Genomic DNA, 26,119 nt, shown 5'->3' on the forward strand with positions numbered 1-26,119 from the left:
GCCCGCGCGGCCTGGTTCGCCAGGCCGCGCGGGAGTACCGCGCGCCCGCGATCCGTCGTTTCCCCCGATTTCCGAGGTGATCGTCGATGCCTGTCCGCTTGCGTTCCGTCCGTCGTCCGCGCACCGGCCGAGCTCTGCTCGTGGTGCTCGTCCTCGCACTTTTCGCCGGTGTCGCCGGCCCGGCGGGCCGGTTCGACTCGCCCGGTTCGCTCGACGACGTCGAACGGCTCGAAGCCGCAATGGCGCTGGCGCCGAAGCAGAAGCCGGGGTCGGCGGATGGTTATCAAGACAGCGCGGCAGGACCGGGCAATGTGGCCGGACCACGTTCCCTGCAGTCCAAGTACCCCCCGATCACCGGTACCGGGCAACCGGCGAGCGCTTCGGTGCGAGCGGCCGCGGGTCCTACGAACCGCACCGGGTTCGACGCCGCGACCAGCAAGGAAATCCCGCAGCAGCGCACCGCAAAGGAGCGCACCTTCGCCAACGCGGACGGAACGCTCACGACCCAGTTCAACGGCGAAGACGTCAACTATCGCACCGCCGACGGCACCTTCCAGCCGATCGACACGACCCTGGTGCCGCGGGCGGGTGGCGGCTGGCGCAACGCCGCAGACGCCGCCGGCCTCGAATTCGCGGCCACCGGCGCGGGATCGCCGCTGGTCGATGTCCGGCTCGACGCCGGCCACGCATTCGGTTACTCCGTGGACCAGTCCGCGCCGTCCGCGGGCGTCGTCGCCGGCGGCACGCTGACCTACCCCGCGGTGCGGCCCGGCTCGGACGTCCGGCTCGAGGTCGTTCCCGGTGGTGTCAAGGAAACCATCGTCCTCCGGACGCCGGACGCGCCCCGGTCCTGGTTGTTCCCGCTCCACCTGCGGGGCCTGCGCCCGGCTGTCGTCGAGGGGCGCGTCGTCCTGTTCGACGAGGCCGGACGGGAACGCGCCCACATCCCGGCCGGGTTCATGACCGACGCTTCCCGGGATCCCCTCACCGGGGAACCCGCGACGTCGACCGGGGTGACCTACCGGATCACCGAGCTGAAGAGTGGTCCCGCCCTCCAGGTGGACTTGGATTCGAACTGGCTGGCCGATCCCGCTCGCCGATTCCCCGTCGAAGCGGATCCCAGTGTCGACACGTCATCGGCCAACGCGAGCATGGTCGTGCAGGACGGCAGCCGGTTCGACGGCGGCTCCGAGCTGAAGGCCGGGACGACCGGCTCCATCAAGGCCGCGAGTTACCTGGCTTTCGACGGTGTCCAGGACCGCCTGCGCAACCACAAGATCTTCGGCGCTTACCTCAACCTGGCCAACTCGTGGTCGTGGTCCTGCCAGCCCCGCCCGCTCACCGTCCACGCGGTGACCTCACCCTGGGGCTCGAGCGGCGGCTATCCCGGTCCCGGGTTCGGTCCCGTACTCACGGCCCCCTCCTTCGCCCACGGGTACATCGGCCGCGGCCAGACGCGGTCGAGCTGCCCCGCGGCGTACGAGCTGATGAACCTCGGCGACGCCGGTCGCGACCTGGTCCAGCGCTGGGCCACGGGTGCGCAAGCGAACTACGGGCTCACCATCCGCGGTTCGGAGACCGATGCTTTCGGCTGGAAGAAGTTCGCCGGCCACCGGACCGCCAATCCGCCTCAGCTCTACGTGACCCACTCGATCTACGACGCCGGATACCGAGTCGAATCGGCGACCGTGGATCCGCCCGTGACGCGTTCGCAGAACGGGAAGATCAAAATCATCGTGACCAACCGCGGTGCCGAGACGTGGACGCCGGCGAACTACGCGCTGGGGTATCGAGCCTTCCGGGCTTCCGGTGCGGCCGTCGCCTCGACGGAGGCGGCTTCACTGCCCGGAGACGTCCCTCGCGGCGCGTCCGTGACGCTCGAGGCGACCATCAAGGCGATCGAGCCGGGTGACTACCTCTTCGACTTCAGCATGCTGCGCCGTGGCGGTGCCTGGTTCACGGACGAGCAGATAGCGCCGATCAGGCTGGCGTTGAGAGTCGTCGACGTCCCGCCGGTGGTGAAGGCGCAGTACCCACCGAACGGCTACTCCGCGCCGACACTCACCCCTCAGCTCTGGCTCGACGCAGTGGACGTCGACGCACCGCCCAGCACTTCGCTCAAGTATCGCTTTGAGATCTGCGAGAAGTACCAGCAGAACTCCGATGGCACGCAGACCGGTGTCAGCTGCACCAATTCCGGCTACGTCGCGAAGCGCACCTGGACCGTGCCGGCAGGTGCCCTGCGCTGGAGCAAGGACTACCAGTGGCGGGCGTTCGCCTTCGACGGGACGTCCGAGAGCCAGAAGCTCCCGCCGAGCCACTTGCTGACCGCGGTGCCGCAACCCGAGATCACGTCGCACCTCGCGAACGCCCCGTACAGCGGCACCCAAGCCGATTTCGACCCGCAGACCGGGAACTACCACTCGAGCGCCGTCGACGCGACCGCGACGGTCACCGGGCCGGAGCTGTCCATCGCGCGTACCTACAACAGCCTCGATCCCCGGCGCGACCTCCTCTTCGGCACCGGCTGGTCCACGCGGTACGACATGCGGGTCACGCCCGACGACGACGGCTCCGGCAACGTCGTCGTCACCATTGCCGACGGACAGCAGATCCGGTTCGGGCGCAACGCGGACGGATCGTTCGCGGCACCCGAGGGACGGCCGGCGAACTTCCGGGCGGAGTTCGAGGCAGCGGGCGGTGGCTGGGTGCTGGTCGACCAGGAACAGAGCGCGTACCGGTTCCGTCCCGACGGCCGCCTGATCGCGGTCTACGACCAGGCCGGCCGCTACATCGAGCTCGACTACGGCACGGTCGACCACCTGAAGCGGGTCATCAGCCGCACCAGTGACCGGATCTTCTACTTCACCTACAGCGGCAACCACGTCTCGTCGGTCAGCACCGATCCGGTCGATGGCAAGCAGCTCACCTGGCGCTACACCTACGACGGCGACAAGCTGACCCAGGTGTGCGACCCGGATGGCGGGTGCACCCGTTACGACCAGGTCACCGGCTCGCACTACCGGAGCACGGTCGCGGACTCCCGGCCTGCGTCGTACTGGCGCCTCGGTGAACCCGGCGGCACCAGTGCGAGCAGCCAGGTCGCCACGAACCTCGGCAAGGACAAGGCGACGCTCCAGGACGTCGCTCTGGACGTGCCGGGAGCGCTCACCGAGTCGGCCGACACCGCGGCCACGTTCAACGGGACGTCGTCGACGATGGTGTTGCCGGACGGCACCTTGCGCAAGAACCGCGACTTGTCCGTCGAGTTGTGGTTCAAGACCGCTCAGGGCGGTCCGCTGGCCGGCTACCAGAAGTCGGCACTGGGAACGACGTCGGCCACCGGTGTCCCACTGCTGTACGTGGGCACCGACGGCAAGCTGCGCGGTCAGTTCTGGACCGGCACCATCGCCCCGATCACGAGCGTCGGCACGGTCACTGACGACCAGTGGCACCACGTGGTGCTCTCGGGTTCCCTGGCGACGCAGACGCTGTTCCTGGACGGTCGGAAGGTCGGCAGCGTCAACGGCGACATCACTCAAGACGATCTGCTGTACAACCAGGTCGGCGCGGCCTATGCGAGCAATCCGGCCGGGTGGCCGGCTTGGGGAACCTCGTCCCGGCGGTTCTTTCCGGGACAAATCGACGAAGTCGCCTTTTACGAGTACGCGCTGGGGCAAACGGCGGCTCAAGCGCACTTTCGCGCCAAGGCGGCCGCCGACTACCTCTCGAAGATCACCTTGCCGAGCGGGCGGACCGCCGCCGTGCTCCAGTACGACAAGGCAGCCGATCGGCTGAGCGAATACACCGATCGCCACGGCGGCCACTGGAAGATCGTGGCGCCGATCGTCACCGGAACCGCCACGAACATCGTGCGCACGGTCCAGGTCACCGATCCGGGCAACCGCCTCCACTTCTACGATTACGACCCCGTCCGCGGCCGGATCCTCCGCTACGTCGCGCCGCTCGGTCTCGGGACCCGGCCGGAAGATCGGCGGGACGGTGTCGGCAACCCGGCCCCGCCGCCCGTGCCCGGGTGCCCGGCGGACCTCCCGTCGGGCTATTGCGGCGGCCCGGTCGGTGGCAGCACCTGGGTCGGCGGTCCGGTCATGGGACTCGGCGTCCGGACCTACGACTACGACGAGAAGGGGTTCCAGACCACGATCGGGGACGAACTGGGCAACCAGGTCGTCCTGACCCACGACGAGCAAGGGAACATCGTCTCGCGGAAGAGCTGCCGCATCGCTCCCGGTAACTGCCAGACGAGCTACTACACCTACTACGTCAACACGGCCGACTTCACCGATCCGCGCAACAACAAGGTGCTGTCGGCGCGGGACGCGCGATCGGCGAGCGCGGAAGATCCGAACTACGCGACCACGTACACCTACACGGGTGGCATCGTCGCCGGGCTCTTGGAGTCGCAGACCACCCCCGACGGTGGCGTTGTCCGGCACGTCTACACCGATGGAACGGAAGCCGCGGTGGGGGGCGGCAACGCGCCCCGCGGGCTCATCGAGCAGACCACGGACCCTCGTGGTGGCACGATCAGGTATTCCTACTACCTCAACGGTGATCTGGCGAAGATGGTCAACGCCGCGGGGCTCACGACCACGTTCACCTACGACGTCCTGGGCCGCAAGAAGACCGAGACCCAGATCAGCGAGGCCAATCCGGGCGGGCTGACCACGACGTACGCCTATGATTCGCTGTCCCGCCAGGTGTCCATCACCAGTCCCGGATCGGTCAATCCGGTCTCCGGGATCACGCACACGGCGCAGAAGGTCACGGAGTACGACGCCGACGGCAATGCGACCCGCGTCGAGGAACGGGATCTGACCGGCGGGGACCCGAGCCGGGTCACCACGACCGAGTACGACGGTTCGGGCCGCCCGAGCCGGGTGACGGACCCGGAAGGCGGAAACCGGTTCGTCGGCTACGACACGTTCGGCAACCAGACCTGGCTCGTCGATCCCGACGGCAACAAGTACGAATACGCCTACACCGCGCGCAACGCCATCGCCGAAGTCCGGCTGCGGTCGTGGCACGGCCAGGCGACCGATCCCGGCGATGACGGCGGCGACGGACAGGGCGACGGGGTGCTCAAGGACTCGCTGGTCCTGCAGTCCTACGCGTATGACTTCTCCGGACGGCTCATCCGGCAGACCGACGCCATGGGACGGACGACCCGCTACCAGTACTACACCGACGACCGGCTGTGGAAGACCATCGCCGCCGACGTGGCCGACCCGGACAACCCGGCCGCCGCGAAGCGCAACATCACGTTGAGCGAGCTGACCTACGATGCGGCCGGCAACATCGCCAAAGAGGTCAAGCCGGGTGGCCGGGTCACGACCTACGAATACGACACAACCGGCCGCCGGATCGCCCAGACCGCCGACCCCGCCGGGCTCGCCAACCGAAGCGAGTTCGTCTACTCGCCGGCCGGTGACCTGACGAAGATCACTCACACGGGCCTGAGCTCCAACAGCTCGCGCATCGACACCGGCCGGGTCGAGACGACCGAATACGGTTACGACGTCGCCGGGCGGAAGGTCAGCGACACCGTCCACAACCGACAGGCCGAGAAGTTCACCACGTCGTGGACGTTCGATCAGCGCGGTCTGATCACCTCCGTGACCGACGCCCGCGGAAACCTGCCCGGCGCGGACCCGGCGCCGTTCACGACGACCTACGGCTACGACAAGCTGGGCCTGCGGACCTCGGTGACCGGAGCGGCTGTCTCGGCGGAAACGAACGGCGAGGCGCCCACGCGGGTTCGCCCGCAGGTGGTCACCGGCTACGACACGTTCGGGCAGCCCACGGATGTCCGGGACCCGGCCGGGCGGCTGAGCACCAGCCGCTACGACCGGGCTGGGCGGCTCATCGAGGCCGCGTCACCCGAGTACCGCAAGCCTGGCGAAGGCCAAGGTGCGAAGGCTGTCACCCGTACCGAGTACGACCCCGCGGGGAACGTCAAGGCGGTGACCGGGCCGCTGGGCGCCGTCACGCGCTACCGGTACGACCAGCTCGGCAGGCTGGTCGAGAAGATCGACCCGAAGGCCGACGCCGGTGCGCAGCCGGGCGGGATCTGGCAGTACACCTACACGGTTGCGGGCGACCGGTTGTCGGTGACGGATCCGACCGGTTCCCGCACCGAAACCACGTATGACGACCTTGCCCGGCCGATCACGCGAACCCAGCTCGAGCGGCGCCCGGAACCGGCTGCCTACACCACGAAGCTGCGCTACGACGACGCCGGCAATCTCAAGACGGCGACTTCGCCGACCGGCGAGGTCGAGCAGTACGGGTACGACGCGATCGGGCAGCCGACCAGCAGGATCGATCCCGCCGGTGTCGTGACGCAGTCCGGCTACGATCTCGCCGGCAACCAGGTCCGCAGCACCGACGGCCGTGGGCACACCGTTTTCCGGAGCATCGACCCGGCGGGCCGGAACACCGCGGTCTACGACCTGGACGCGGCGGAACACATCCTGCGCAAGACGTCGTCGGCTTACGACGCCGTGGGAAACCTGCTTTCGACGACCGACCCGTACAACCGGACGACCCGGTACGACTACGACAACGCGTCACGGCTGGTCAAGCAGCAGGAGCCGGTTTCCGCTACCGAAACGATCACGACCACCTACGGCTACGACGTCGCCGGGCAGCGCACCCGCGTCACCGACGGCCGCGGGAACTCGACGATCCGCACCTACAACTCGCTCGCGCTGCCCGAGTCGGTGATCGAGCCCTCGACCAGCTCGGCTCCGGCGCCGGGTGAGCGGACCTGGACGACCGGCTACGACCTGGCCGGAGGACCGGTTTCGCTGCTCGCTCCAGGCGGTGTCACCCGGCAGCGGACGTTCGACGCCCTGGGCCGGCTTTCCGAGGAGACCGGCGCCGGCGCGGCCGAGCCGACGGCGCCCCACCGGCGGAGTTACGACTTGGCGGGCCGCCTGCGGACCGTCGACACGCCTGGCGGTGACCGCGTCTTCACCTACAACGACCGTGGTGCGCTGCTGACGACCGCGGGGCCGGTCGGTGGCACGTCGACGTACCAGTACGACGGTGCCGGTCGCCTGCGTCAGCGCACTGACGCGGCCGGAACGACTTCCTTCACCTATGACCGGGGCCGTCTTGCCACCCAGAGTGACAGCATCACCGGAGTCACCCAGACCGTCGGTTACGACGCGGCGGGCGCACCGGCGGAGCTCGGCTACGGCAACCGCAAGCGGGTGATGGCCTACGACGACTTCGGTCGTCCGAAGTCCGACACGCTCAAGGCCGGAGACGGGAGCGTGCTCGCCTCCATCGGCTACGGGTACGACCTGAATGATCGGCTGACGTCGAAGGACACGACCGGGCCGGCCGGCTCGCAGGCGAATGCGTACGAGTACGACTTCGCGGGCCGGCTGACTTCCTGGACGGCGAACGGTACGAAGGCCGAGTACGCCTGGGACGCGTCCGGGAACCGGACGAAAGCCGGTGGCGCGGTGTCGACGTTCGACGAGCGCAACCGTCAGCTGACGGAAGGCTCGGCGGCTTTCACCTGGGAATCGCGCGGGACGCTCGCCTCGAGGACGGACTCGAACGGCACGATCAAGTCCACCTTCGACGCCTTCGACCGTCAGGTGACACACGGTCAAGGCACCTATGCCTACGACGGCCTCGACCGCACGGTCAGCCGGAACGGGCAGAACTTCGAATACGACGGCGGCAGCCGGGAGCTCGTGTCCGACGGTGCGGCTTCTTACGCCCGCGGTGCCGGCGGTGGCTTGCTGGCCCAGCGGACTTCGTCAGGCACCTCGCAGCTGACGTTGACGGACGCGCACGCCGACGTGGTGGGCGGTCTCGATCCGGCTCCCGCGGGCGGGCTGACGGGTTCGACGACGTATGGCCCCTTCGGGGAACGCCTCGCATCCACGGGCGCGAACGGCTCGCTCGGTTTCCAGTCGGACTACACCGACCCGGCAACCGGGGCGGTCGACATGGGGGCCCGCTGGTACGCACCGGAGACGGGCACGTTCACGGCGCGGGACGACATCGAGCTGCCGCGCAGCCCGTCGATCGCGGGCAACCGCTACACGTACGGGAACGGCACTCCGGTCAGCACCGTCGACCTCGACGGTCATCTGCCCTGGTACTGCTACGGGGGCTTTGTCACCTGGGCACTCTGCAAATATGCCGAGGCCCATCCGGTCAGACGTCCCGACACCGGGCCGGAGCTCCAGCTCGCGCCGCCCAACCAGGGATATGACCCGTTCAGGGCGTGGGACCTGGTGGGTGACGGCTGGGGCAACGGAACGAGCACGAAGCCGGGGAAGGGGCCGGGCCGCGGCGGTGGCCGGCCGGGCACGGGAACCGGCACGGGCCACGGTGGCGGTCACGGCGGCCCGCCGGCGATCGACTACCGGGCGGCAGGCCAGGCGGCGGTCAAGCACAACCCGTTGCCGGTCCCGAAGGCGGCGACGCAGCCGGTGTACGGCAACAGCGGCGGGATCAAGCCGCCGGTGTCGTCGTCGCCGAACCTCCCGGCTTCGAGTGTCGCGGAGACGGTGGTCGGTGATCCGAACACGCAGAAGATCACGCAGGCGGTGACGGGGCAGGACCCGGTCGTGCGGACGGTGGGTCAGGCGCCGGTCTCGGAGCTGGCGCCGTCCGGGCCGGCTCAGGGACCCGGGTTCGGGGATCGTGTCACCGAGCTGTTGAACTTCATCCCGTTCAGCGGCCTCGGCATGGCATGGCGTCTGGTCACAGCGGACAGCTGGGCGGACGCGGGGCACCAGCTGCTCGACCTGGTCGGGTTCATCCCGATCGCGGGTGAGGTGGCGGACGGCGCCAACGCGCTGTGGTACCTCGGTGAAGGCGACGGCCTGAACGCAGGCCTGTCAGGGGCGGCGGCAGTGCCGTTCGTCGGCTGGGCCGCGGCAGCGGGGAAGGCGGGGACCCGGGTAGCCAAATCCGTCGCCGCCGGCAGCCGGGAGGCAGAACAGTCGGCAGTCGCTGTCGAGCGAACCGGCTTGGCCGGTGTGACAGGTAGGTCACCAGGGCAGACACTCTTTCACTACACTGACGAGGTGGGGCAGACAGGTATTCGCGAGAGCGGAGAGATACGCCCTTCGTTGAAAGCGTCGAACCCGAAAGATGCCAAATTTGGTGATGGTCAATACTTCTCTGATATTTCTCCAGGGACCTATTCGTGTGCTCAGCTGTCACGTTGCTTTATTGGTATGCCTTTTCAGGGGGCGCGATTTACTCATTATGTCGAGGTTGACATGACGGGGCTGAATGTGGTGAAGGGTCGTGACAACGTGTTCGTTGTGCCGGGAGATACGCCGCTGGATGTTTCCCGGCGAATCGTTGGCTGGGGGATGAACTGACTATGGAATACTTGAAGGTTGGTTGGCGACATCAGTTTCCTGATGAACCTATCTTGTTGTACAGTGAACTGGATGACGAACGGTATGAAACGCGAAAAATTGAAGTCTTTTGCGACGGACGACACCAGTGGGCGGGGCCGGAGGGGTCTGTTGGGGGAACGGTCCTCGGAGAGTTGCCCGTGCCAGACACCGTCGAGATAGCCCGCCAATTGGAATTCGCGCCGGAAGTGATCGATCGAGAGGAATTCGAAGCGGTATGGGTTAAAGTAACGCATGAGTGAATGAGAAAACCGCTCGATGAGTGGCTTGGGTAAGCGTTGTCGGATTCCGGTTACCAGCCTGCCGTGGCTCGCTGGATCTTCACCGGCTTCGCCGGCGCCCCGTCCAGTGGCCCATCCGGATCGGTCGGGATGATCCCGTCCGCCACCATCCGATCGAGCGCGGACATCCCCCGTACCACCCGCCCCATCACGGAATACTGAGGCGGGATGTTCGCGAACGAGTGCACGATGAAGAACTCCGACCCGTTCGTCCCCGGCCCCTGGTTCCCCATCGCGATAGTCCCCCGCGGATACGTCTCCGCCCCGGTCACCTCATCCGGGAACCGGTACCCCGGCCCGCCCTTCTCCACCTCATAGATGTCCCCGCACTGAAGAACACCAAGGCGAGCAGAGTTGGACAGCCGCCAGCACTGGGAGCGGTCATAGAACCGCTGCAAAACCAGCGAAACCATGTTGTGCACCGCACAAGGCGCCGCGCCGCCGCGATCCAGCCGCACCGTCACCGGCCCGTAGTTGAACCGGAACGTCACATCCACGGTCCCACGCGTCAGAGCGAAGGGCAAAGGACGCACGACGGGCCGCGCGGCCGGATTCGAAGGCGTCGGCGTGAACGTGCACCGGACCAACGGCACCGAAGCCGATGCCGGAGCGGCGGGCACCACCAGGGCACCCAGAACAGCAAGCACAGCCAGTCCCCAGCGCAGCTTCATGCCGGGGACGTTAGCGAAAAACCGACTACTTGCGCCAGGCCGTGCGCTGCTTGCGGATGTCCAGGACCAGCAGCAGCACGATGAACAGCGACAGGCCCACCAGCCACACGTTCTCGGTGTTGTTCTCGTGGTTGCCCTTGATCATCACCAGCAGGATGATCGCGCTGACCCAGCCGGCGATGCGGGTGGCCTTCGGGAACGAGCCGTGCCAGCCCCAGGCCGCGGACGGCTCGTCGCGCGGGTCGACCTCGGGCCGCCTCTTCTCGACCGCCTTGCCTGCCACGATGAACTCCTCAAACCCCGTGAACCTCGGACCCGCCGATGATCCCACACCTCCGGGTGCGCCGCGGAGACGGCCCGCGCGACAATGACCGGCGATGACTACCTCGCGAAGCGTTCTCGTGCTCGGCTCGACCGGGTCCATCGGCGTGCAGGCCCTCGACGTCGCCGCGCGCAACCCGCACCTGTTCCGGGTGGCCGGGATCGCCGCCGGTGGGGCCGATCCGGCCGCGCTCGCCGGGCAGGCCATCGCCCACGGTGTCGAGGCCGTGGCCGTGACCAGGGCCACCGCCGCCGAGGACGTCCAGCTCGCGCTGTACGCCGAAGCGCAGAAGCGCGGGTACTCCCAGGGGGACTTCAAGCTCCCGCGGCTCTTCGCCGGTTCCGACGCCGTCACCGAGCTGATCGACGCGGTGAAGGTCGACACCGTGCTCAACGCGCTGCCGGGCTCGCGCGGCCTCGAGCCGACGCTCAAGGCGCTCGCCACGGGCGCCACCCTCGCCCTGGCCAACAAGGAGTCCCTCATCGCCGGTGGGCCGCTGGTGCTGGCCGCCGCCAAGCCGGGGCAGCTCGTGCCCGTCGACTCCGAACACTCCGCCATCGCCCAGGCCCTGCGCGCCGGGCACCGGAGCGAGGTCGCGCGGCTGGTCCTGACCGCGTCCGGCGGCCCGTTCCGCGGCCGCAAGCGCGCGGAGCTGGCCGGCGTCACCGTCGAGCAGGCGATGGCGCACCCCACCTGGTCCATGGGCCCGCTCATCACGATCAACTCCGCCACCCTGGTCAACAAGGGCCTGGAGCTGATCGAGGCGGCGCTGCTCTTCGACATCGCGCCGGAGAAGATCGACGTCACCGTGCACCCGCAGTCGATCGTCCACTCGATGGTGACCTTCACCGACGGCTCGACGATCGCCCAGGCCAGCCCGCCCGACATGCGGCTGCCGATCGCGCTCGCGCTGCACTGGCCGGACCGCGTCCCCGCCGCCGCACCCGCCTGCACCTGGGACACCGCCGCGACCTGGACCTTCGAGCCGCTGGACGACGACGCCTTCCCGGCCGTCGAGCTGGCCCGGCACTGCGGTGCCGCGGGCGGCTGCCTGCCCGCGGTCTACAACGCCGCGAACGAGGAGCTCGTGTCCGCCTTCCTCGCGCAGAACACCAGCTTCACGTCGATAGTGGACACTGTTTCCGAGGTGGTGGGAGCCGCCGACGAATGGCGTCGCGAACCACGCGACGTCGAGGACGTACTCGCGGCCGAGCGGTGGGCTCGCGCGCGGGCCGGTTCGATCATCGAGGGGAAGTAGCGGGTGCTCGCCTACATCATCGGTGTGGTGCTCTTCGCACTGGGGATCTGCGTCTCAGTGGCACTGCACGAGGCCGGCCACATGGTCACCGCGAAGGCGTTCGGCATGAAGGTCCGCCGGTACTTCGTGGGCTTCGGGCCGACGGTGTTCTCCTGGCGCCGTGGCGAGACCGAGTACGGCCTGAAGTGGATCCCGCTCGGCGGGTTCTGCGACATCGCCGGCATGACCGCGCTCGACGAAGTGACGCCGGACGAGGCACCGCGCGCGATGTGGCGGTACAAGACCTGGAAGCGCACCGTCGTGATGTCGGCCGGGTCGATCACCCACTTCATCCTCGGGTTCGTGATCCTCTACCTGATGGCCGTGACCATGGGCCTGCCGAACCTGGCGGCCGCCGAGCCGACCCAGCCGGTGCTGGCCTCGACCTCCTGCGCCGTCTCGACGACGTCGAAGGAACAGGCCGCGGCCCAGGCCAAGAACCCCTCCTGCCCGCCGGGCGCGCCGACCCCGGCGAAGTCGGCCGGGCTGCTGGCCGGTGACAAGGTGCTCGCGGTCGGCGGGAAGCCGGTCGCGACCTGGGAGGAGATGCTCGCCGCCGTGCAGGCCACCAGCGGCCCGACGGAGTTCGTGGTGCAGCGCGGCAACGAGCAGCTCCGGCTCCAGGTCGACGTGCCGAAGGTGCAGCGCTGGACCGGTTCCGCCGTCAAAGAGGTCGGCATGATCGGCGCCTCACCCCAGCAGCCGTCGGTGACCACGCAGTACGGCCCGGTGGCCGCGATCGGCGCCACGTTCAGCTTCACCGGCACGATGTTCGCCGAGACGGCGCAGCGGCTCATCGAGTTCCCGGAGCGCATCCCCGCCGTGGTCACCGCGATCTTCGGTGGCGAGCGCGACCCGAACACCCCGGTCAGCGTCGTCGGCGCGAGCCGGATCGGCGGCGAGGCCGTCGAGCAGGGCATCTGGGTGTTGTTCTTCTTCCTGCTGGCCAGCCTGAACTTCTTCATCGGCGTGTTCAACCTGCTGCCGCTGCTGCCGCTGGACGGCGGGCACATCGCGGTCGTCTGGTACGAGCGCATCCGGGACTGGATCCGCGCCCGCCGGGGCAAGGCGGCCGCGGGGCCGGTCGACTACACGAGGCTGTCCGGGATCACGATGGTGCTCGTGCTGATCGGCGGCGCGGTGACGCTACTGACGGTGACGGCCGACATCGTCAACCCCATTCGGATCTCCCCGTAGTTCCACGGAGGGGTGGCGGCCCGGCCGGGGCCGCTCACCGCCGCCGTAACGCTGCTCACCGTGACGGTTGACATGGTGAAGGTGGCCCAGTAGGAGTAGGTACGCTGGAAGCCGTGACCGTCGCACTCGGTATGCCCGCCCTGCCCCCGCCCGTCCTGTCCGAGCGCCGCAAGACCCGCCAGCTCCAGGTGGGCTCGGTCGGTGTCGGCAGCGACCACCCGATTTCCGTCCAGTCGATGACGACGACGCTCACCTCCGACGTCAACGCGACCCTGCAGCAGATCGCCGAGCTGACCGCGGCGGGCTGCGACATCGTCCGCGTGGCGTGCCCGTCGGCCGACGACGCCGAGGCGCTGCCCGCGATCGCGCGGAAGTCGCAGATCCCGGTGATCGCCGACATCCACTTCCAGCCGAAGTACGTCTTCGCGGCGATCGAGGCCGGCTGCGCGGCGGTGCGCGTCAACCCGGGCAACATCCGGAAGTTCGACGACCAGGTCAAGGAAATCGCGCAGGCGGCGAAGGACCACGGCACGCCGATCCGGATCGGCGTCAACGCCGGCTCGCTCGACAAGCGGATCATGGACAAGTACGGCAAGGCGACGCCGGAAGCGCTGGCCGAGTCGGCGCTGTGGGAGGCGTCGCTGTTCGCCGAGCACGACTTCCACGACATCAAGATCTCGGTGAAGCACAACGACCCGGTGGTCATGGTGCGCGCCTACGAGATCCTCGCCGAGCAGTGCGACTACCCGCTGCACCTCGGTGTCACCGAGGCCGGTCCGGCGTTCCAGGGCACGATCAAGTCGGCCGTCGCGTTCGGCGCGCTGCTGCGCCAGGGCATCGGCGACACGATCCGCGTCTCGCTGTCCGCGCCGCCGGTCGAAGAGGTCAAGGTCGGCATCCAGATCCTGCAGTCGCTGAACCTCAAGCAGCGCAAGCTGGAGATCGTGTCGTGCCCGTCGTGCGGGCGCGCGCAGGTCGACGTCTACACGCTCGCCGAGCAGGTCACGGCCGGGCTCGAAGGCATGGAGATCCCGCTGCGCGTGGCCGTCATGGGCTGCGTCGTGAACGGCCCGGGAGAGGCCCGCGAGGCCGATCTGGGCGTGGCTTCGGGCAACGGCAAGGGCCAGATCTTCGTCAAGGGCGAGGTCATCAAGACCGTGCCGGAGCACGCGATCGTCGAGACGCTCATCGAAGAGGCCATGCGCATCGCCGAAGCGGCGGGCGAGTCGCTCGGCGAGGGCGCCCCGGTGGTCACCGCCGGCTGATTTCCCTGGCCGGAGAGGGCGACCACCGCGTCCTCGACACCGTCTCAGCGTCTACACACGTAGCTCACGGGCCGCGATGCCGCGAACCGCGTCGGCGATGGCGGGGAAGTCCTTGCGCAGGATGGCGCCGTGGTTGCTCGCGACCTTCTCGCTGGTGATGTTCGGTTTCCGCGCCGTCACCGCTTCGAGGGCGGCGCGGATCCGTTCCTGTTCGTCGCCCTTGCTGCCGAAGGACGTGCCCGACGCGACCACGTACCGCACCGGCACCGTGAGGCCGTCCAGGACCGGTCCCAGCTCCCGCTCGCGGGAGAGCTTGCCGAGTTCGATGTTGCTCTCGGCCTGCTGGGCCGCGGTCATCCGCGGGGCGAGGCCGGTCGGGCGCAGCAACGGCAGGAACCAGCTCATCCGCTTGAACAGCTTGCGGATCCGCAGTTCCATGGCGTCGTCGAGCCAGTCGTGCGGGAACGCGCCGTCGACCAGGACCGCGCCGATGGCCCGGTGCGGGTTGCGCTCGGCCCAGTGCGCCGCGACGACCGCGCCGTAGGACCAGCCCACCACCAGCGCCCGCTCCACGCCCCGGGCGGCGAGGACGGCGTCGACGTCGCGGACGGCGGCCTCGAACGAGTAGTCGGCTGAACGCCGCGACTTGCCGCGGGCCCGCTCGTCGTAGGTGATGTGCCGGAACTGCGGCCCGAGCTCGGCCAGGACCCGGCCTTGGTCATGCGGCTACTGTGCGCGGCCCGCCTGACACGACCCTGACACCGGACGGACGCCCTTCACTAACCCTGGAGGTGGTGCTGGGCGGCGTCGCGGATCTGCAGGCGGACGTTCTCCAGCGCGGCCGCGACCTCGTCGATCTGCTGCGAAGCGAGCTGGATGGCGCCCTGGATCGCCGTCGCGGTGGACGTCTCCCCGAGCAGGCCGAGCACCTGGGCCTGCAGGTCTTCGAGGTCGCTCTTCGTGGCGAGCGCGATGCCGGTCGGCACCTGGTCGGCGAGCAGCTCCAGCTGCTGCGCCTGCTCCTGGATCGTCATCGGGATTCCTTCCGCGGTGGGGACGCACGTCCGTGTTATCAGACCCGGGAACTGTCGGTGACACCTAGGGCTTCGCCCCAGGTCGGGGGCTCCGCCACCCGAGCCCCCGAAAATGTCGGTGCTCACGATTACCCTGGCAATCGTGAGCGTGACCTGGGCCATTCGCGAGCCGCACCCGGTGGTGCGGCCCCTGGTCACGCGCTATGTCGGGTACGCGCAGGACGACGTCACACTGGCCGTCCACCGTGGGCTGCCGTCCCGGCACGTGACGCTCGTCATCAGCCTCGCCGGGCCGGTGCGGATGGCCGGGCGCAGCCTCCAGGCGCTGGTCGGCGGGCTGCACACGCGCGCGGTGCTGATCCGGCAGGACCACGCGCAGGAGGGGGTGCAGCTGGAGCTCGACCCGCTGGGCGTGCGCACGCTGTTCGGCGTCACCGCGGCGGAGCTGAGCGGCGAGGTGGCCGACCTCGCCGAATTCGGCCTCGGCTCGCTGCCGGACAGGCTGCGCGAACGGCCGACCTGGCGCGAGCGGTTCGCGCTGCTGGACGACGTCCTGGCCACCCGGGCCGTCGAGCCGGTGGTGCCGCCGCCCGAGCTGGGAGAGGCGTGGCGCCGGATGCGCGGGGCCGACGGGCGGGTGCGTGTCGCGGACCTCGCCGAGGAGGTCGGCTGGAGCCGCCGCCACCTGGGCGAGCGCTTCCGCGCGGAGCTGGGGCTGGCGCCGAAGCAGGCGGCGCGGGTGCTGCGCTTCGAGCGGGCCGGGCGCCTGCTGCGGTGCGGGCGGACGGACCTGGCGGCGCTGGCGGCGGAGTGCGGGTTCTACGACCAGGCGCACCTGACCAACGAGTGGCGTGCGCTGGCGGGGTGCACGCCGGGGACGTGGATCGCCGAGGAGCTCCCGTTCCTCCAAGACCAGGAGGCGGAGGTGACGCGAAGCTGACGGCATGACTCCTGAACCGAACGTCTGGCCCGCACTCCGGTACGACGACGCCCCGGCCGCGGTCCGGTTCCTCGTCGACGTCCTGGGCTTCACCGAGGCCTTGGTGGTGCCCGAAGGCGACCTGATCGCGCACGCCGAGCTGCGCTGGCCCGAAGGGGGCGCGGTGATGCTGGGCAGCGTTCGCCCGCCCGACGGCGTCCACGACGCGATGAAGCCGGGTGCGTCGGCGGTGTACGTGGTGTCGGACCGCGTGGACGAGATCTACACGCGGGTGAAGGACGCCGGCGCGGAGATCACGGCCGAGCTGACCGACACCGAGTACGGCTCGCACACGTTCAGCCTCCGGGACCCGGAGGGCAACTCCTGGACCGTCGGCACGTACCGCGGCGCACCCTGAACGTCGTGAACGACTCGTTCACGACGTCCGGCGCCATGAACGAGTCGTTCACGGCCTCAGTGCACCGGCTTCTCGAAGGTCACCAGCAAGCCGTCGACCCCACCGGGCCCGACCCGGCCCTTCACCTCCGCCGAGGTGATCGTCTTCAGCTGCCACCCGTCCCGGGCGTGGTCGTTCAGCAGCTTCTCCAGCTTGCCGCCCGACAGCTTCCCGCCGATGAGCTTCTCCCGGACCTCGACGACCTTGTACGTATAACGCTGCATACATCCCATAGTGCCTCCGAACGTGCGGCGCCGGCTGTTCATCTCACCGTGTCGAGAGGCTTGCGTTCCGTTCAGCACGCGAATCTGGCACCCTGGAGTCCGTGTTGCGGCTTGCAGGTGCACGGCTGCTCGATGATCGGGACTATCCGGCGGTCCGTGCCGCACTGGCCGCGGACCCGGTGGGCAGCTGCATGGTCAGCGCCCGGGTCGAGGCCGCGGGCCTCGACCCGTGGCGGCTCGGTGGTGAGCTCTGGGCCGCCGACAGCCGTCCGGTTCGGGCCGGGCGGCTCCAAGGGCTGTGCTTCGCCGGGCCCAACCTCATCCCGCTGCGCGGCAACGCGCCCGCGTTGCGCTCCTTCGCCGATCGCGCCCTCCGCCGTCAACGCACCTGCTCCTCGCTGGTCGGCCCGGCCGAGCAGGTCCTCGGCCTGTGGGACGAGCTCGAAGGCGAGTGGGGCCCGGCCCGCGAGGTCCGCGACGACCAGCCGCTGATGGCTCTGGACAGCACCCCGCTCGTCGCCGCCGATCCGCTGGTCCGGCCCGTCCGGCCGGGTGAGCTCGAGCGGTACCTGCCCGCGGCCGTCTCGATGTTCATCGAAGAGGTCGGCGTCGACCCGCGCAGCGGTGACGGCGGCGCCAGCTACCGCGCCCGGGTCACCGAGCTGATCGGGGCCGGCCGCGCGTTCGCCCGCTTCGAGGACGGCGAAGTCGTCTTCAAGGCCGAGATCGGTGCCATGTCGGCCACCGTCGGGCAGATCCAGGGCGTCTGGGTGCACCCCGACCGCCGCGGCGACGGGCTCGGCACCGCGGGCACCGCCGCGGTGGTGAACCGGCTCGTCCGCGGCCTCGGCCGCACCGCCAGCCTCTACGTCAACGCGTTCAACACCCCCGCTCTCGCGGCCTACCGCAAGATCGGGTTCAAGCAGGTCGGCCAGTACGCGACGGTGCTGTTCTAACCACTCGTCCGTGGCGGTGTTGCAAAGCCGCCACAGGGGCTCTGACCAGGCATCATCCGGCCATGAGTGCACGTCGACACTGTGCCCTCGCGGTGCTGCTGCTCGCCGCCGCGACCACGGCCGGGTGCTCGGGCGACAGTCCCGAAGACGCCCTTTCCGCCTTCCTGGACGCCGTCGCGTCCGGGGACGTCGCCGCCGCGGCGGCGAACACCGACTCACCCGAGGCCGCGAAGACCGTCCTGAACCAGGTCCGCGGCGTGCTCGACCCCGAGGCCCTCGACGTCGACGACGAAGAGGTGAAACAGCCGGAGGGCGACGTCGTGACCGCCGGCTACCGGCTCACCTGGCACCTGCCGCACGGGCGCACCTGGTCCTACCGCGCCGACGCCCAGCTGCGGGCGGCCGAGAACGGCTGGCAGGTGCACTGGCAGCCGACGGTCGTGCACCCCCAGCTGGCCGTCGGCCAGACCCTCGGCCTGCTGCCGCAGCTGCCCGAGACGGCCCCGGTCCTCGACCGCGACGGCGTGGCGCTGATGCGCCCGCAGACCGTGATCGGCGTGGTCGTCGATCCGCAGAAGGCCGGTGACGCCAAGGCCGTCGCCGGGACGCTCGCGAAGGCCCTGCACCGGTACGAGCCGTCGGTGACCGGCCGGTCCGTGCTGGACGGGATGAACAAGACCAAGCCCGGCGACGCCTACCCGGTGATCACCCTGCGCGCCGGCGACTACCAGCGGGTCAAGCCCGCGATCTACGACCTGCCCGGCGTCCGCTTCGCCAGCCAGGAGCGGCTGCTGCCGGTGACCCGCGGGTCGGGGCAGCAGGTCCTGCCCGGCATCCGCGCGCTGGTCGAGCAGCAGCTGGCCGGGGCGGCGGGCTGGCGGATCGTCACCCGCGACGTCGCCGGGGGCGAAGCCGCCGAGCTCAAGGCCGAGCCGGCGCGGCCCGCGCCCGCCGTCACCAGCACGCTCAGCGCGAGGATCCAGGCCGCCGCCGAGAAGGCCCTCGAACCCGAGCGGTACTCCGCCGCGCTGGTCGCGATCCAGCCCTCCAGCGGGGACATCCTCGCGGTCGCCCAGAACGACGCCGCCGACGAGGAAGGCTCGCTGGCCCTGTCCGGGCGTTACCCGCCGGGGTCGACGTTCAAGATCGTCACGGCGGCGGCCGCGTTGTCGGCGGGGGAGGTCGAGGCGGGCAGCCCGGTCGACTGTCCGGGGACGACGACGATCGAGAACCGCGTCGTGCCGAACGAAGGCCGGTTCGACCTGGGCCGGGTGCCGCTGAAGACCGCGTTCGCGCGGTCCTGCAACACGACCTTCGCGCGGCTGGCCGCCGGTCTCCCGGGGCCGTCGCTCACCGACACCGCTCGCTCCTTCGGTCTCGGCGCCGACTTCGTCGTCCCGGGCCTGACCACGGTCACCGGGGACGTCCCGGCCAGCGACTCCGCCGTCCAGCGGGCGGAAAACGGCTTCGGCCAGGGCACGGTGGTGACCAGCCCGTTCGGCATGGCGCTGGTCGCGGCCACCGTGCAGGCCGGGAAGGTGCCGTCGCCGTCGATCGTCAAGGGCCTGCCCGCGGAGACGAAGAACGTCGGCGACGCGCCGTCGCAGGAGGTCCTCGACGCGCTGCGCGGGATGATGCGGGAGGTCGTCACGGCGGGCACCGCGACCGGGCTGCGGGACATCCCCGACGTCGCGGGTAAGACCGGCACCGCGCAGTTCGGTGACGGCTCCCGCTCGCACGGCTGGTTCGTCGGCTACCGCGGTGACCTGGCGTTCGCCGTGCTCCTGACCGAGGCGGGGTCGTCCAAACCGGCGGTGCAGGCCGCGCACCGGTTCCTGGCGGGGATCGGCTGAGCGGGCCGTCGTAAGGTGGAGGCATGTCCGTTCGTGCCCCGCTCGTTCCCGGCGTCCAGACGCCGCGCCGTGACGTCCCCAGTTCCATCGCCCGTCCCGAGTACGTGGACAAGCCGGCGCCGAAGCGGGACACCGGCGACGGCGTGCGCACGCCCGAGGTGATCGAGGCCATGCGGATCGCCGGCCGCATCGCCGCCCAGGCGCTGGAGGAGGGCGGCAAGGCCGTCAAGCCGGGCGCCACCACGGACGACATCGACAAGGTGGTGCACGAGTTCCTGCTCGACCACCACGCCTACCCCTCGACGCTGGGCTACCGCCGCTTCCCGAAGTCGTGCTGCACCTCGCTCAACGAGGTGATCTGCCACGGCATCCCGGACTCGACGGTGATCGAGGACGGCGACATCTGCAACATCGACGTCACCGCCTACATCGGCGGCGTCCACGGCGACACGAACGCGACCTTCCTGGCCGGCGACGTCTCCGAGGAAGCCCGCCTGCTGGTGGAGCGCACCCGCGAGGCGACGCTGCGGGCGATCAAGGCGGTCCGCCCGGGCCGTCAGCTGAACGTGATCGGCCGGGTCATCGAGGCCTACGCCAAGCGCTTCGGCTACGGCGTGGTCCGCGACTTCACCGGCCACGGCGTCGGCCCGGCGTTCCACACGCCGCCGACGGTCCTGCACTACGAAGAGCCCTCCGTCGACACGATCATCGAGGAGGGCATGACCTTCACGATCGAGCCGATGATCACCCTGGGCACCATCGACTACGACATCTGGGCCGACGACTGGACCGTCACCACGAAGGACAAGAAGTGGACGGCCCAGTTCGAGCACACCCTCGTGGTGACGGCCGACGGCAGCGAGATCCTCACGCTGCCGTGAGTCAGTGGCTGGTCGCCTTCTTGTAGCAGCGCACCGAAAGCGGCACGAAGATCGCCAGGAGCAGCGCGATCCACAGCACCGAGGCGAGCACGGCGTGCTGCATCGGCCAGGCGCCGTGCACCGGCATGGCCGGGCTGGTGTTGCCGAACAGCTCCCGTGCCGCCTGCGTGATCGCCGAGACCGGGTTCCAGTCCGCGATCACCCGCAGCGGGGTGGGCAGGCGGCTGCTGTCGACGAACGTGTTGGCCAGGAACGTGAGCGGGAAGATGGCCACGCTGGAGACGTTGTTGAACACCTCGGGCTTGCGCACGGCCAGGCCGAGCGTCCCCATCACCCACGACAGCGCGTAGGCGAAGGCGAGCAGCAGGAGCACGCCGCCGAGCGCCTCGAGCGGGCTCGTGTGGATGCGCCAGCCGACCAGCAGGCCGACCAGGCCCATGATCAGCAGGCTCGTCACGTTCAGGATGAGGTCGGCGGTGGTGCGGCCGATCAGCACGGCGGCCGGGGACATCGGCAGCGAGCGGAACCGGTCGATGATGCCCTTCTGCAGGTCGTCGGTCAGCCCGTAGCCGGTGACGATGCTGCCCATCGCCACCGCGAGGGTGAAGATCCCCGGCAGCATGAACTCGCGGTAGGACATCCCGGGGATGTCGATCACGCTGCCGAACACGTACCCGAAGAGCAGCACGAACATCACCGGCATGAACACGATGGACCCGAGCAGGTCCAGCGACCGGACGATCTTGATCGAGTTGCGCTTGGCGACGGTCACGCCGTCGGTGACGGCCATCTGCACCGCGTTCATCACACGGCCTCCTTCGCGGTGTTGTCGGTGTTGTTGACGTCGTGACCGGTGAGGGACAGGAAAACGTCGTCGAGGGTGGGGCGGCGGACGCCGACGTCGCGGACGTCGACGCCTTCCGCGGCCAGCAGCGCCAGCGCTTCGGTAAGCGCTTTCGCGCCGTGGGTCACGGGCACGGTGAGCCGGAACGCCTCGGCCTGCGGCTCGCCGCTGGCCAGCCGGGCCAGTGCCCGCCGGGCGACGAGCACGTCGTCGTGGGTGCCGACGGTCAGCTCGATCCGCTCGCCGCCGACGAGGTCCTTGAGCTCGTCGGCCGTGCCGCGGGCGATCACCCGCCCGTGGTCGATGACGGCGATGCTGTCGGCCAGCCGGTCGGCCTCTTCGAGGTACTGGGTGGTGAGCAGCAGCGTGGTGCCGCCCGCGACCAGCTCGGTGATGACGTCCCACAGCTCGGTGCGGGCGCGCGGGTCGAGCCCGGTGGTGGGTTCGTCGAGGAACAGCACCGGCGGGTTGGCCACCAGCGCGCCGGCCAGGTCGAGGCGGCGCCGCATACCGCCGGAGTAGCCCTTCACCGGGCGGTCGGCGGCGTCCTCCAGGCTGAACCGGGCGAGCAGCTCCCGGCCGCGGGCCTTGGCCCGCTTGGTCCCCAGGTGGTACAGCCTGCCGACCATCTCGAGGTTTTCCGCCCCGGTCAGTTCCTGGTCGACGGCGGCGTACTGCCCCGAGGCGCCGATGTGCGAGCGCAGCTCGTGCGCGTCCTTCACGACGTCGAACCCGGCGACCGTCGCGCGGCCCGCGTCCGGCCGCTGCAGCGTCGTGAGGATCTGGACGGTGGTGGTCTTCCCGGCGCCGTTCGGCCCGAGCACGCCGAGCACCGTGCCTTCCGGTACCGCCAACGTCATCCCGTCGAGTGCGGTGACCTTCCCGTACTTCTTGACCAGTCCCTCGGCCACAATGGCGTCTGGCATGGATTTTCCCCTTGGTGTGTGTGGAGTTTCAGGCCCGGCGGATGACGATGTCGCCGGTGTAGGTGTGGGCTTTGACCTCGACGGTCTCGGTGGTGCCGCCCGGTCCGTCGGACGGCGTGAGCGTGTTGCGCACGGAGCCGGTCAGCGAGTTCAGTTCGAGCCAGGCGGCACTGCCTTCGCGGATGCCGACCTCGATCTCGCCGACGGCCGTCTCGAGGACGACCCGGTCGCGGACGACCTCGCCGAGCCGGATGTCACCGGCGGCGGTCTTCGCGTTGACGCCGGCGTGGGCGACGTCGACCAGGATGTCGCCGTTGGCCGTGCTGACGCGCAGGTCGCCGGTCACCTGGCCGACGCGGGTCTCGCCGTTGGAGTTCTTCAGGACCGCGGTGCCGTCGATCTCGCGGATCCGCAGCTCGCCGGAGCCGGTGCCGACCTCGGCGTGCCCGGTGGCCCGGTCGACGAAGACGTCACCGGTCGCGGTGTTCGCCTCGAGCCGTGAGGTCTCGTCGAGGTGGATGTTGCCCACGGACGTCTTGAGCCGGCTGTCGCCGAGGCGGCCGGTGACGTGGTAGTCGCCCATCGCGGACGTCGCCTTGAGGCGTGAGCCGGCCGGCAACTCGACCGTGACGTGCAGTGCGCCGCCCTTGCCCCACAGTTTGGTGGTGTACTTCGGGCCCTTGACCAGCAGCTCGCCGTCGGCGAACTCGACGCGGGTCTTGGCGGCGGCCTTGACGTCCTCGGTGTCGCCGGGGTCGGCCGGCTGGACCTCGACGGTGGTTTCGGTGCGGTCGCCGGCGACGATCCGGACGTCGGCCATGCTGACGTCGAGGGTCGCCGTGATCGGCTCGGGGGTGGCGAAAAATGGCATGGCTGCGCCCTCCTGGGGTGCTTTGAGAGTGTTTTGCCGGTCAGGGCAGGCGGATCAGCGGACCCAGCCGGTGTACTTCTCGCCGTAGACGGAACGGCGGTGCGTGGGCCGGCTCGCGTCCGCGCCGAGTGCGTTGTTCGCGGCCCGGACGAGCCAGGCGTTGATGGAGAGCCGGTCGCGGCTCGCGGCCTCCTCGACCCGCTGCTTCAGCTGGTCGGGGAGCCGCAGGTTGATCCGGGAGACGGCGCCGTCGTCGGCCTCGGGTGGCGGCGGCGCCTCCGCCGGAGCCGGTTCGGGTGCCGTGGGCGCGGAGACCGCGAACTCCGCTTCGCGGCGGCGAAGGCGTACTTCGACGGAGCCGGGAGCGAGGTCGCGGGTGATCTCGTCGGCCGCGGCCGACAGCGCGTCGAGCAAGGTGAGCCGGATGGCGGACTCCAAGGGGGAGGCCAGCCGCTCGGCCAGGGCGACAGCGTCCTCGCCGGCCGCCTCGGCGGCTACCGCGAACTCGCGGCGGAGGCTGTCCACGAAGGGCGTCAGGTCCATGGCACAAATATGGCACCACGGTGGTGCCACGACAACCCTGAAATGGCACCCCTAGGGGTCGTCAGTGGCACCATTCCCGCCAAACCCCAGCTCAGTCCCGGTGCCGGTCAAGCGCCCCAATGTGGCCTTCGGTGCGTTGAACGCACCCAAGGTGGCCTTCGGTGCGTTCAACGCAACCAAGGCCACATTGGGGCGCATGGGGCCAGGCGGTCAGGCGCGTTCGATGCGCTCCAGGAGTTCGTCGAGGAACCCGCAGGCCTCGGCGGCAGCACGGTCCGGGTCCCGGTCGGCGATGGCTTGCGCGAGGCCTTCGTGGCCGATCTCCGGCGCGTGGCCGGCGCCCGGCGCGATGCCGGCCGTCGTCGCGATGCTCGCCGCGATGACCTCGGTCAGGCCGCGGTAGAGCTCGGTCAGCAGCCGGTTGTGGCCGGCACCGACGACCGCGCAGTGGAACTCGGCGTCCGTGCGCGCGAAGTCCTGCCAGCGTCCTTCGCGCAGTTCGACCTCGCGGCGGGCGAGCAGCGCCCACAGCCCGGCGACGTCTTCCTCGGTCCGCCCGGCGGCGGCCAGCCGCGCGCCTTCGACCTCCAGGGTGCGCCGGACCTGCAGGACTTCGCGCAGTTCCGAGCCGCAGAGCCGGCGGATCGCGCCGGACACCTCGCTCGTGGCGCGCACGTAGGTGCCGTCGCCCTGCCGGACCTCCAGGAGGCCGGTGTGCGCGAGCGCGCGGACGGCTTCGCGGACGGTGTTGCGTCCGACGCCGAGCTGCTCGACGAGCTCGGCTTCGGTCGGGATGCGTTCGCCGATCGGCCATTCGCCCTGCGTGACCGCGGTCCGCAGCTGCTCGATGACCTGGTCGACGAGGCCGGCCCGGCGCGTGGTGGCCAGAGGCACAGGATTATCCCTTCATCCAATCATCCTACGTATGCGATAGTAGCGGGCATGCGCACGGAAACCGAGCTTGATGACGCCGTGGTGAGCCGGACTCCCGGCGTGGTCGCTGCCGGGGCGCTGCTCGCGGTCGCGGTGGTGCTCACCGCCCTCAACCTCCGCCCGGCCATCACCGGCGTCGGGCCGATGCTCGCCGAAATGCGCCAGGACCTGGGCACGTCCGTCGTCTGGGCGGGCGTGCTCACGACGTTGCCGACGCTCTGTTTCGCCGGCGCCGGGCTGGCCGCGCCGCTGCTCGCGCGGCGGGCCGGGATCGGCGCCGCCATCGCGGTCGCGCTGGCCGCCCTCGCCGCCGGGCTCGTGCTGCGCGTGCTCGACGGACCCGCCGTCGTGCTCGGCGGGACGCTCGTCGCCACCGCCGGGATCGCCCTGATCAACGTGCTCATCCCGGTCGTCATCAAGGACTCCTTCCCGGCTCGCATCGGCCTCCTGACCGGCGTCTACACCGCCGCGCTGCAGGGCGGCGGCGCACTCGGGTCGGCGGTGACCCCGCGGCTCGGCGACGCGCTCGGCGGCTGGCGCCCGGCGCTGGGCGGCTGGGCGGTGCTGGCCGTCGTCGCGCTGCTGGCCTGGATCCTCGCAGCCCGCGGCACCGGCCGGGCGCCGCGGCCCGCCGACGGCGCCGAAGGCGGCCGTTCGCTGCTGCGCAACCGGCTGGCCTGGATCGTCACGGGCTTCTTCGGCCTGCAGGCGTTCTACGCCTACGCGGCGATGGGCTGGTTCCCGCAGGTGCTGATGGACGCGGGCGTGCCGCGCGACGACGCCGGGCTGCTGTTCGGCCTGGTTTCGCTGATCGCCGTGCCGATCAGTCTCATCGTGGCGCCGATGGCGGCCCGGCGGCGCGGGCAGAGCCCGTGGATCGTCGGGCTGAGCGTGTTCGGCGTCGCCGGGACCATCGGGCTGATGCTCGCGCCGTCGTGGTCGCCGCTGCTCTGGAGCATCCTCGTCGGGCTCGGCATGAGTGTGTTCTCGCTGGGCCTGACCGTGATCGCGCTGCGGGCGCGGACCGGCGCCGACACCGCCCGGCTGTCCGGGATGGCGCAGGGCTTCGGCTACCTGTTCGCCGCGCTCGGGCCGTTCCTGTTCGGCCTGCTGCACGACCTCGCGGGTGGCTGGACCGTGCCGCTGGCCATGCTGCTGGGCCTGCTCGGCGTCCAGATGGTCTTCGGCGCCCTCGCCGGCCGCCACCGCTTCGTCTGATCCGC

The 26,119-nt window shown here is 70.0% G+C and carries 21 protein-coding genes; 11 read left to right on the plus strand and 10 right to left on the minus strand.

Annotated elements, in window-relative coordinates; all coding sequences use genetic code 11:
• Positions 1-86 precede the first annotated feature (86 nt).
• On the plus strand, positions 87-9,383 hold the full coding sequence (locus ACLJQE_RS39485) for an HYD1 signature containing ADP-ribosyltransferase family protein (RefSeq protein WP_410644742.1): 9,297 nt from the start codon (positions 87-89) through the stop codon (positions 9,381-9,383).
• Between the two features lie 2 nt (positions 9,384-9,385).
• Complete coding sequence (locus ACLJQE_RS39490) at positions 9,386-9,664, plus strand: DUF6881 domain-containing protein (protein WP_410644743.1); 279 nt, start codon at positions 9,386-9,388, stop codon at positions 9,662-9,664.
• Positions 9,665-9,714: 50 nt separating this feature from the next.
• On the opposite strand, the gene ACLJQE_RS39495 is transcribed toward ACLJQE_RS39490, so the two are convergent.
• The gene (locus ACLJQE_RS39495) at positions 9,715-10,374 is read right to left on the minus strand and encodes a peptidylprolyl isomerase (protein WP_410644745.1); all 660 of its coding nucleotides are present in this window, start codon (positions 10,372-10,374) and stop codon (positions 9,715-9,717) included.
• Positions 10,375-10,399: 25 nt separating this feature from the next.
• On the minus strand, positions 10,400-10,657 hold the full coding sequence (locus ACLJQE_RS39500) for a DUF2631 domain-containing protein (protein WP_285454457.1): 258 nt from the start codon (positions 10,655-10,657) through the stop codon (positions 10,400-10,402).
• A 94-nt stretch (positions 10,658-10,751) separates the two neighbouring features.
• Between ACLJQE_RS39500 and dxr the strand changes: the two genes are divergently transcribed.
• The 3 genes from dxr to ispG all read left to right on the plus strand — a co-directional run bounded on the left by dxr (position 10,752) and on the right by ispG (position 14,455).
• Positions 10,752-11,954: a 1-deoxy-D-xylulose-5-phosphate reductoisomerase gene (dxr, locus tag ACLJQE_RS39505; protein WP_410644747.1), complete on the plus strand. Its 1,203-nt coding sequence runs from the start codon at positions 10,752-10,754 to the stop codon at positions 11,952-11,954.
• A gap of 3 nt (positions 11,955-11,957) precedes the next feature.
• On the plus strand, positions 11,958-13,190 hold the full coding sequence (locus tag ACLJQE_RS39510) for a M50 family metallopeptidase (RefSeq protein WP_410644748.1): 1,233 nt from the start codon (positions 11,958-11,960) through the stop codon (positions 13,188-13,190).
• Positions 13,191-13,303: 113 nt separating this feature from the next.
• On the plus strand, positions 13,304-14,455 hold the full coding sequence (gene ispG, locus ACLJQE_RS39515; protein ID WP_410644749.1) for a flavodoxin-dependent (E)-4-hydroxy-3-methylbut-2-enyl-diphosphate synthase: 1,152 nt from the start codon (positions 13,304-13,306) through the stop codon (positions 14,453-14,455).
• A gap of 51 nt (positions 14,456-14,506) precedes the next feature.
• On the opposite strand, the gene ACLJQE_RS39520 is transcribed toward ispG, so the two are convergent.
• Entirely contained in the window at positions 14,507-15,160 is a 654-nt protein-coding gene (locus ACLJQE_RS39520; protein WP_410644823.1) for an alpha/beta fold hydrolase, read from the minus strand.
• A 74-nt stretch (positions 15,161-15,234) separates the two neighbouring features.
• Positions 15,235-15,489 carry a hypothetical protein gene (locus tag ACLJQE_RS39525; RefSeq protein WP_003057586.1) on the minus strand — a complete coding sequence of 85 codons (255 nt, stop codon included), beginning with the start codon at positions 15,487-15,489 and terminating at the stop codon, positions 15,235-15,237.
• A gap of 112 nt (positions 15,490-15,601) precedes the next feature.
• Between ACLJQE_RS39525 and ACLJQE_RS39530 the strand changes: the two genes are divergently transcribed.
• Positions 15,602-16,429: a helix-turn-helix domain-containing protein gene (locus ACLJQE_RS39530; RefSeq protein WP_410644751.1), complete on the plus strand. Its 828-nt coding sequence runs from the start codon at positions 15,602-15,604 to the stop codon at positions 16,427-16,429.
• A gap of 4 nt (positions 16,430-16,433) precedes the next feature.
• Positions 16,434-16,826 carry a VOC family protein gene (locus tag ACLJQE_RS39535; protein ID WP_410644752.1) on the plus strand — a complete coding sequence of 131 codons (393 nt, stop codon included), beginning with the start codon at positions 16,434-16,436 and terminating at the stop codon, positions 16,824-16,826.
• Between the two features lie 56 nt (positions 16,827-16,882).
• On the opposite strand, the gene ACLJQE_RS39540 is transcribed toward ACLJQE_RS39535, so the two are convergent.
• On the minus strand, positions 16,883-17,089 hold the full coding sequence (locus ACLJQE_RS39540) for a DUF4177 domain-containing protein (RefSeq protein WP_410644753.1): 207 nt from the start codon (positions 17,087-17,089) through the stop codon (positions 16,883-16,885).
• A 101-nt stretch (positions 17,090-17,190) separates the two neighbouring features.
• On the opposite strand from ACLJQE_RS39540, the gene ACLJQE_RS39545 reads away from it, so the two are divergent.
• From ACLJQE_RS39545 to map, 3 genes are all read left to right on the plus strand, one after another.
• The gene (locus ACLJQE_RS39545) at positions 17,191-18,045 is read left to right on the plus strand and encodes a GNAT family N-acetyltransferase (protein ID WP_410644754.1); all 855 of its coding nucleotides are present in this window, start codon (positions 17,191-17,193) and stop codon (positions 18,043-18,045) included.
• Positions 18,046-18,107: 62 nt separating this feature from the next.
• Complete coding sequence (locus ACLJQE_RS39550) at positions 18,108-19,898, plus strand: penicillin-binding transpeptidase domain-containing protein (protein WP_410644755.1); 1,791 nt, start codon at positions 18,108-18,110, stop codon at positions 19,896-19,898.
• Positions 19,899-19,921: 23 nt separating this feature from the next.
• On the plus strand, positions 19,922-20,779 hold the full coding sequence (map, locus tag ACLJQE_RS39555) for a type I methionyl aminopeptidase (protein WP_410644756.1): 858 nt from the start codon (positions 19,922-19,924) through the stop codon (positions 20,777-20,779).
• A gap of 1 nt (position 20,780) precedes the next feature.
• On the opposite strand, the gene ACLJQE_RS39560 is transcribed toward map, so the two are convergent.
• From ACLJQE_RS39560 to ACLJQE_RS39580, 5 genes are all read right to left on the minus strand, one after another.
• A complete protein-coding gene (locus ACLJQE_RS39560; protein ID WP_410644757.1) occupies positions 20,781-21,584 on the minus strand; it encodes an ABC transporter permease in 804 nt (267 codons plus the stop codon).
• Positions 21,584-22,549: an ATP-binding cassette domain-containing protein gene (locus ACLJQE_RS39565; protein ID WP_410644758.1), complete on the minus strand. Its 966-nt coding sequence runs from the start codon at positions 22,547-22,549 to the stop codon at positions 21,584-21,586. The genes ACLJQE_RS39560 and ACLJQE_RS39565 overlap by 1 nt, the downstream gene beginning before the upstream one ends.
• Before the next feature lie 28 nt (positions 22,550-22,577).
• On the minus strand, positions 22,578-23,420 hold the full coding sequence (locus tag ACLJQE_RS39570) for a DUF4097 family beta strand repeat-containing protein (RefSeq protein ID WP_410644759.1): 843 nt from the start codon (positions 23,418-23,420) through the stop codon (positions 22,578-22,580).
• A 54-nt stretch (positions 23,421-23,474) separates the two neighbouring features.
• The gene (locus ACLJQE_RS39575) at positions 23,475-23,963 is read right to left on the minus strand and encodes a hypothetical protein (protein WP_410644760.1); all 489 of its coding nucleotides are present in this window, start codon (positions 23,961-23,963) and stop codon (positions 23,475-23,477) included.
• Positions 23,964-24,173: 210 nt separating this feature from the next.
• Positions 24,174-24,857: a FadR/GntR family transcriptional regulator gene (locus ACLJQE_RS39580; protein ID WP_410644762.1), complete on the minus strand. Its 684-nt coding sequence runs from the start codon at positions 24,855-24,857 to the stop codon at positions 24,174-24,176.
• A gap of 48 nt (positions 24,858-24,905) precedes the next feature.
• Here ACLJQE_RS39580 and ACLJQE_RS39585 point away from each other — a divergent pair, with 48 nt between their 5' ends.
• Positions 24,906-26,114 (plus strand): CynX/NimT family MFS transporter, encoded by a 1,209-nt coding sequence (locus ACLJQE_RS39585; RefSeq protein WP_410644763.1) that lies wholly within the window; start codon positions 24,906-24,908, stop codon positions 26,112-26,114.
• Positions 26,115-26,119 lie beyond the last annotated feature (5 nt).

It is taken from the genome of Amycolatopsis sp. lyj-346 (assembly GCF_046548975.1).
Lineage (GTDB): Bacteria > Actinomycetota > Actinomycetes > Mycobacteriales > Pseudonocardiaceae > Amycolatopsis.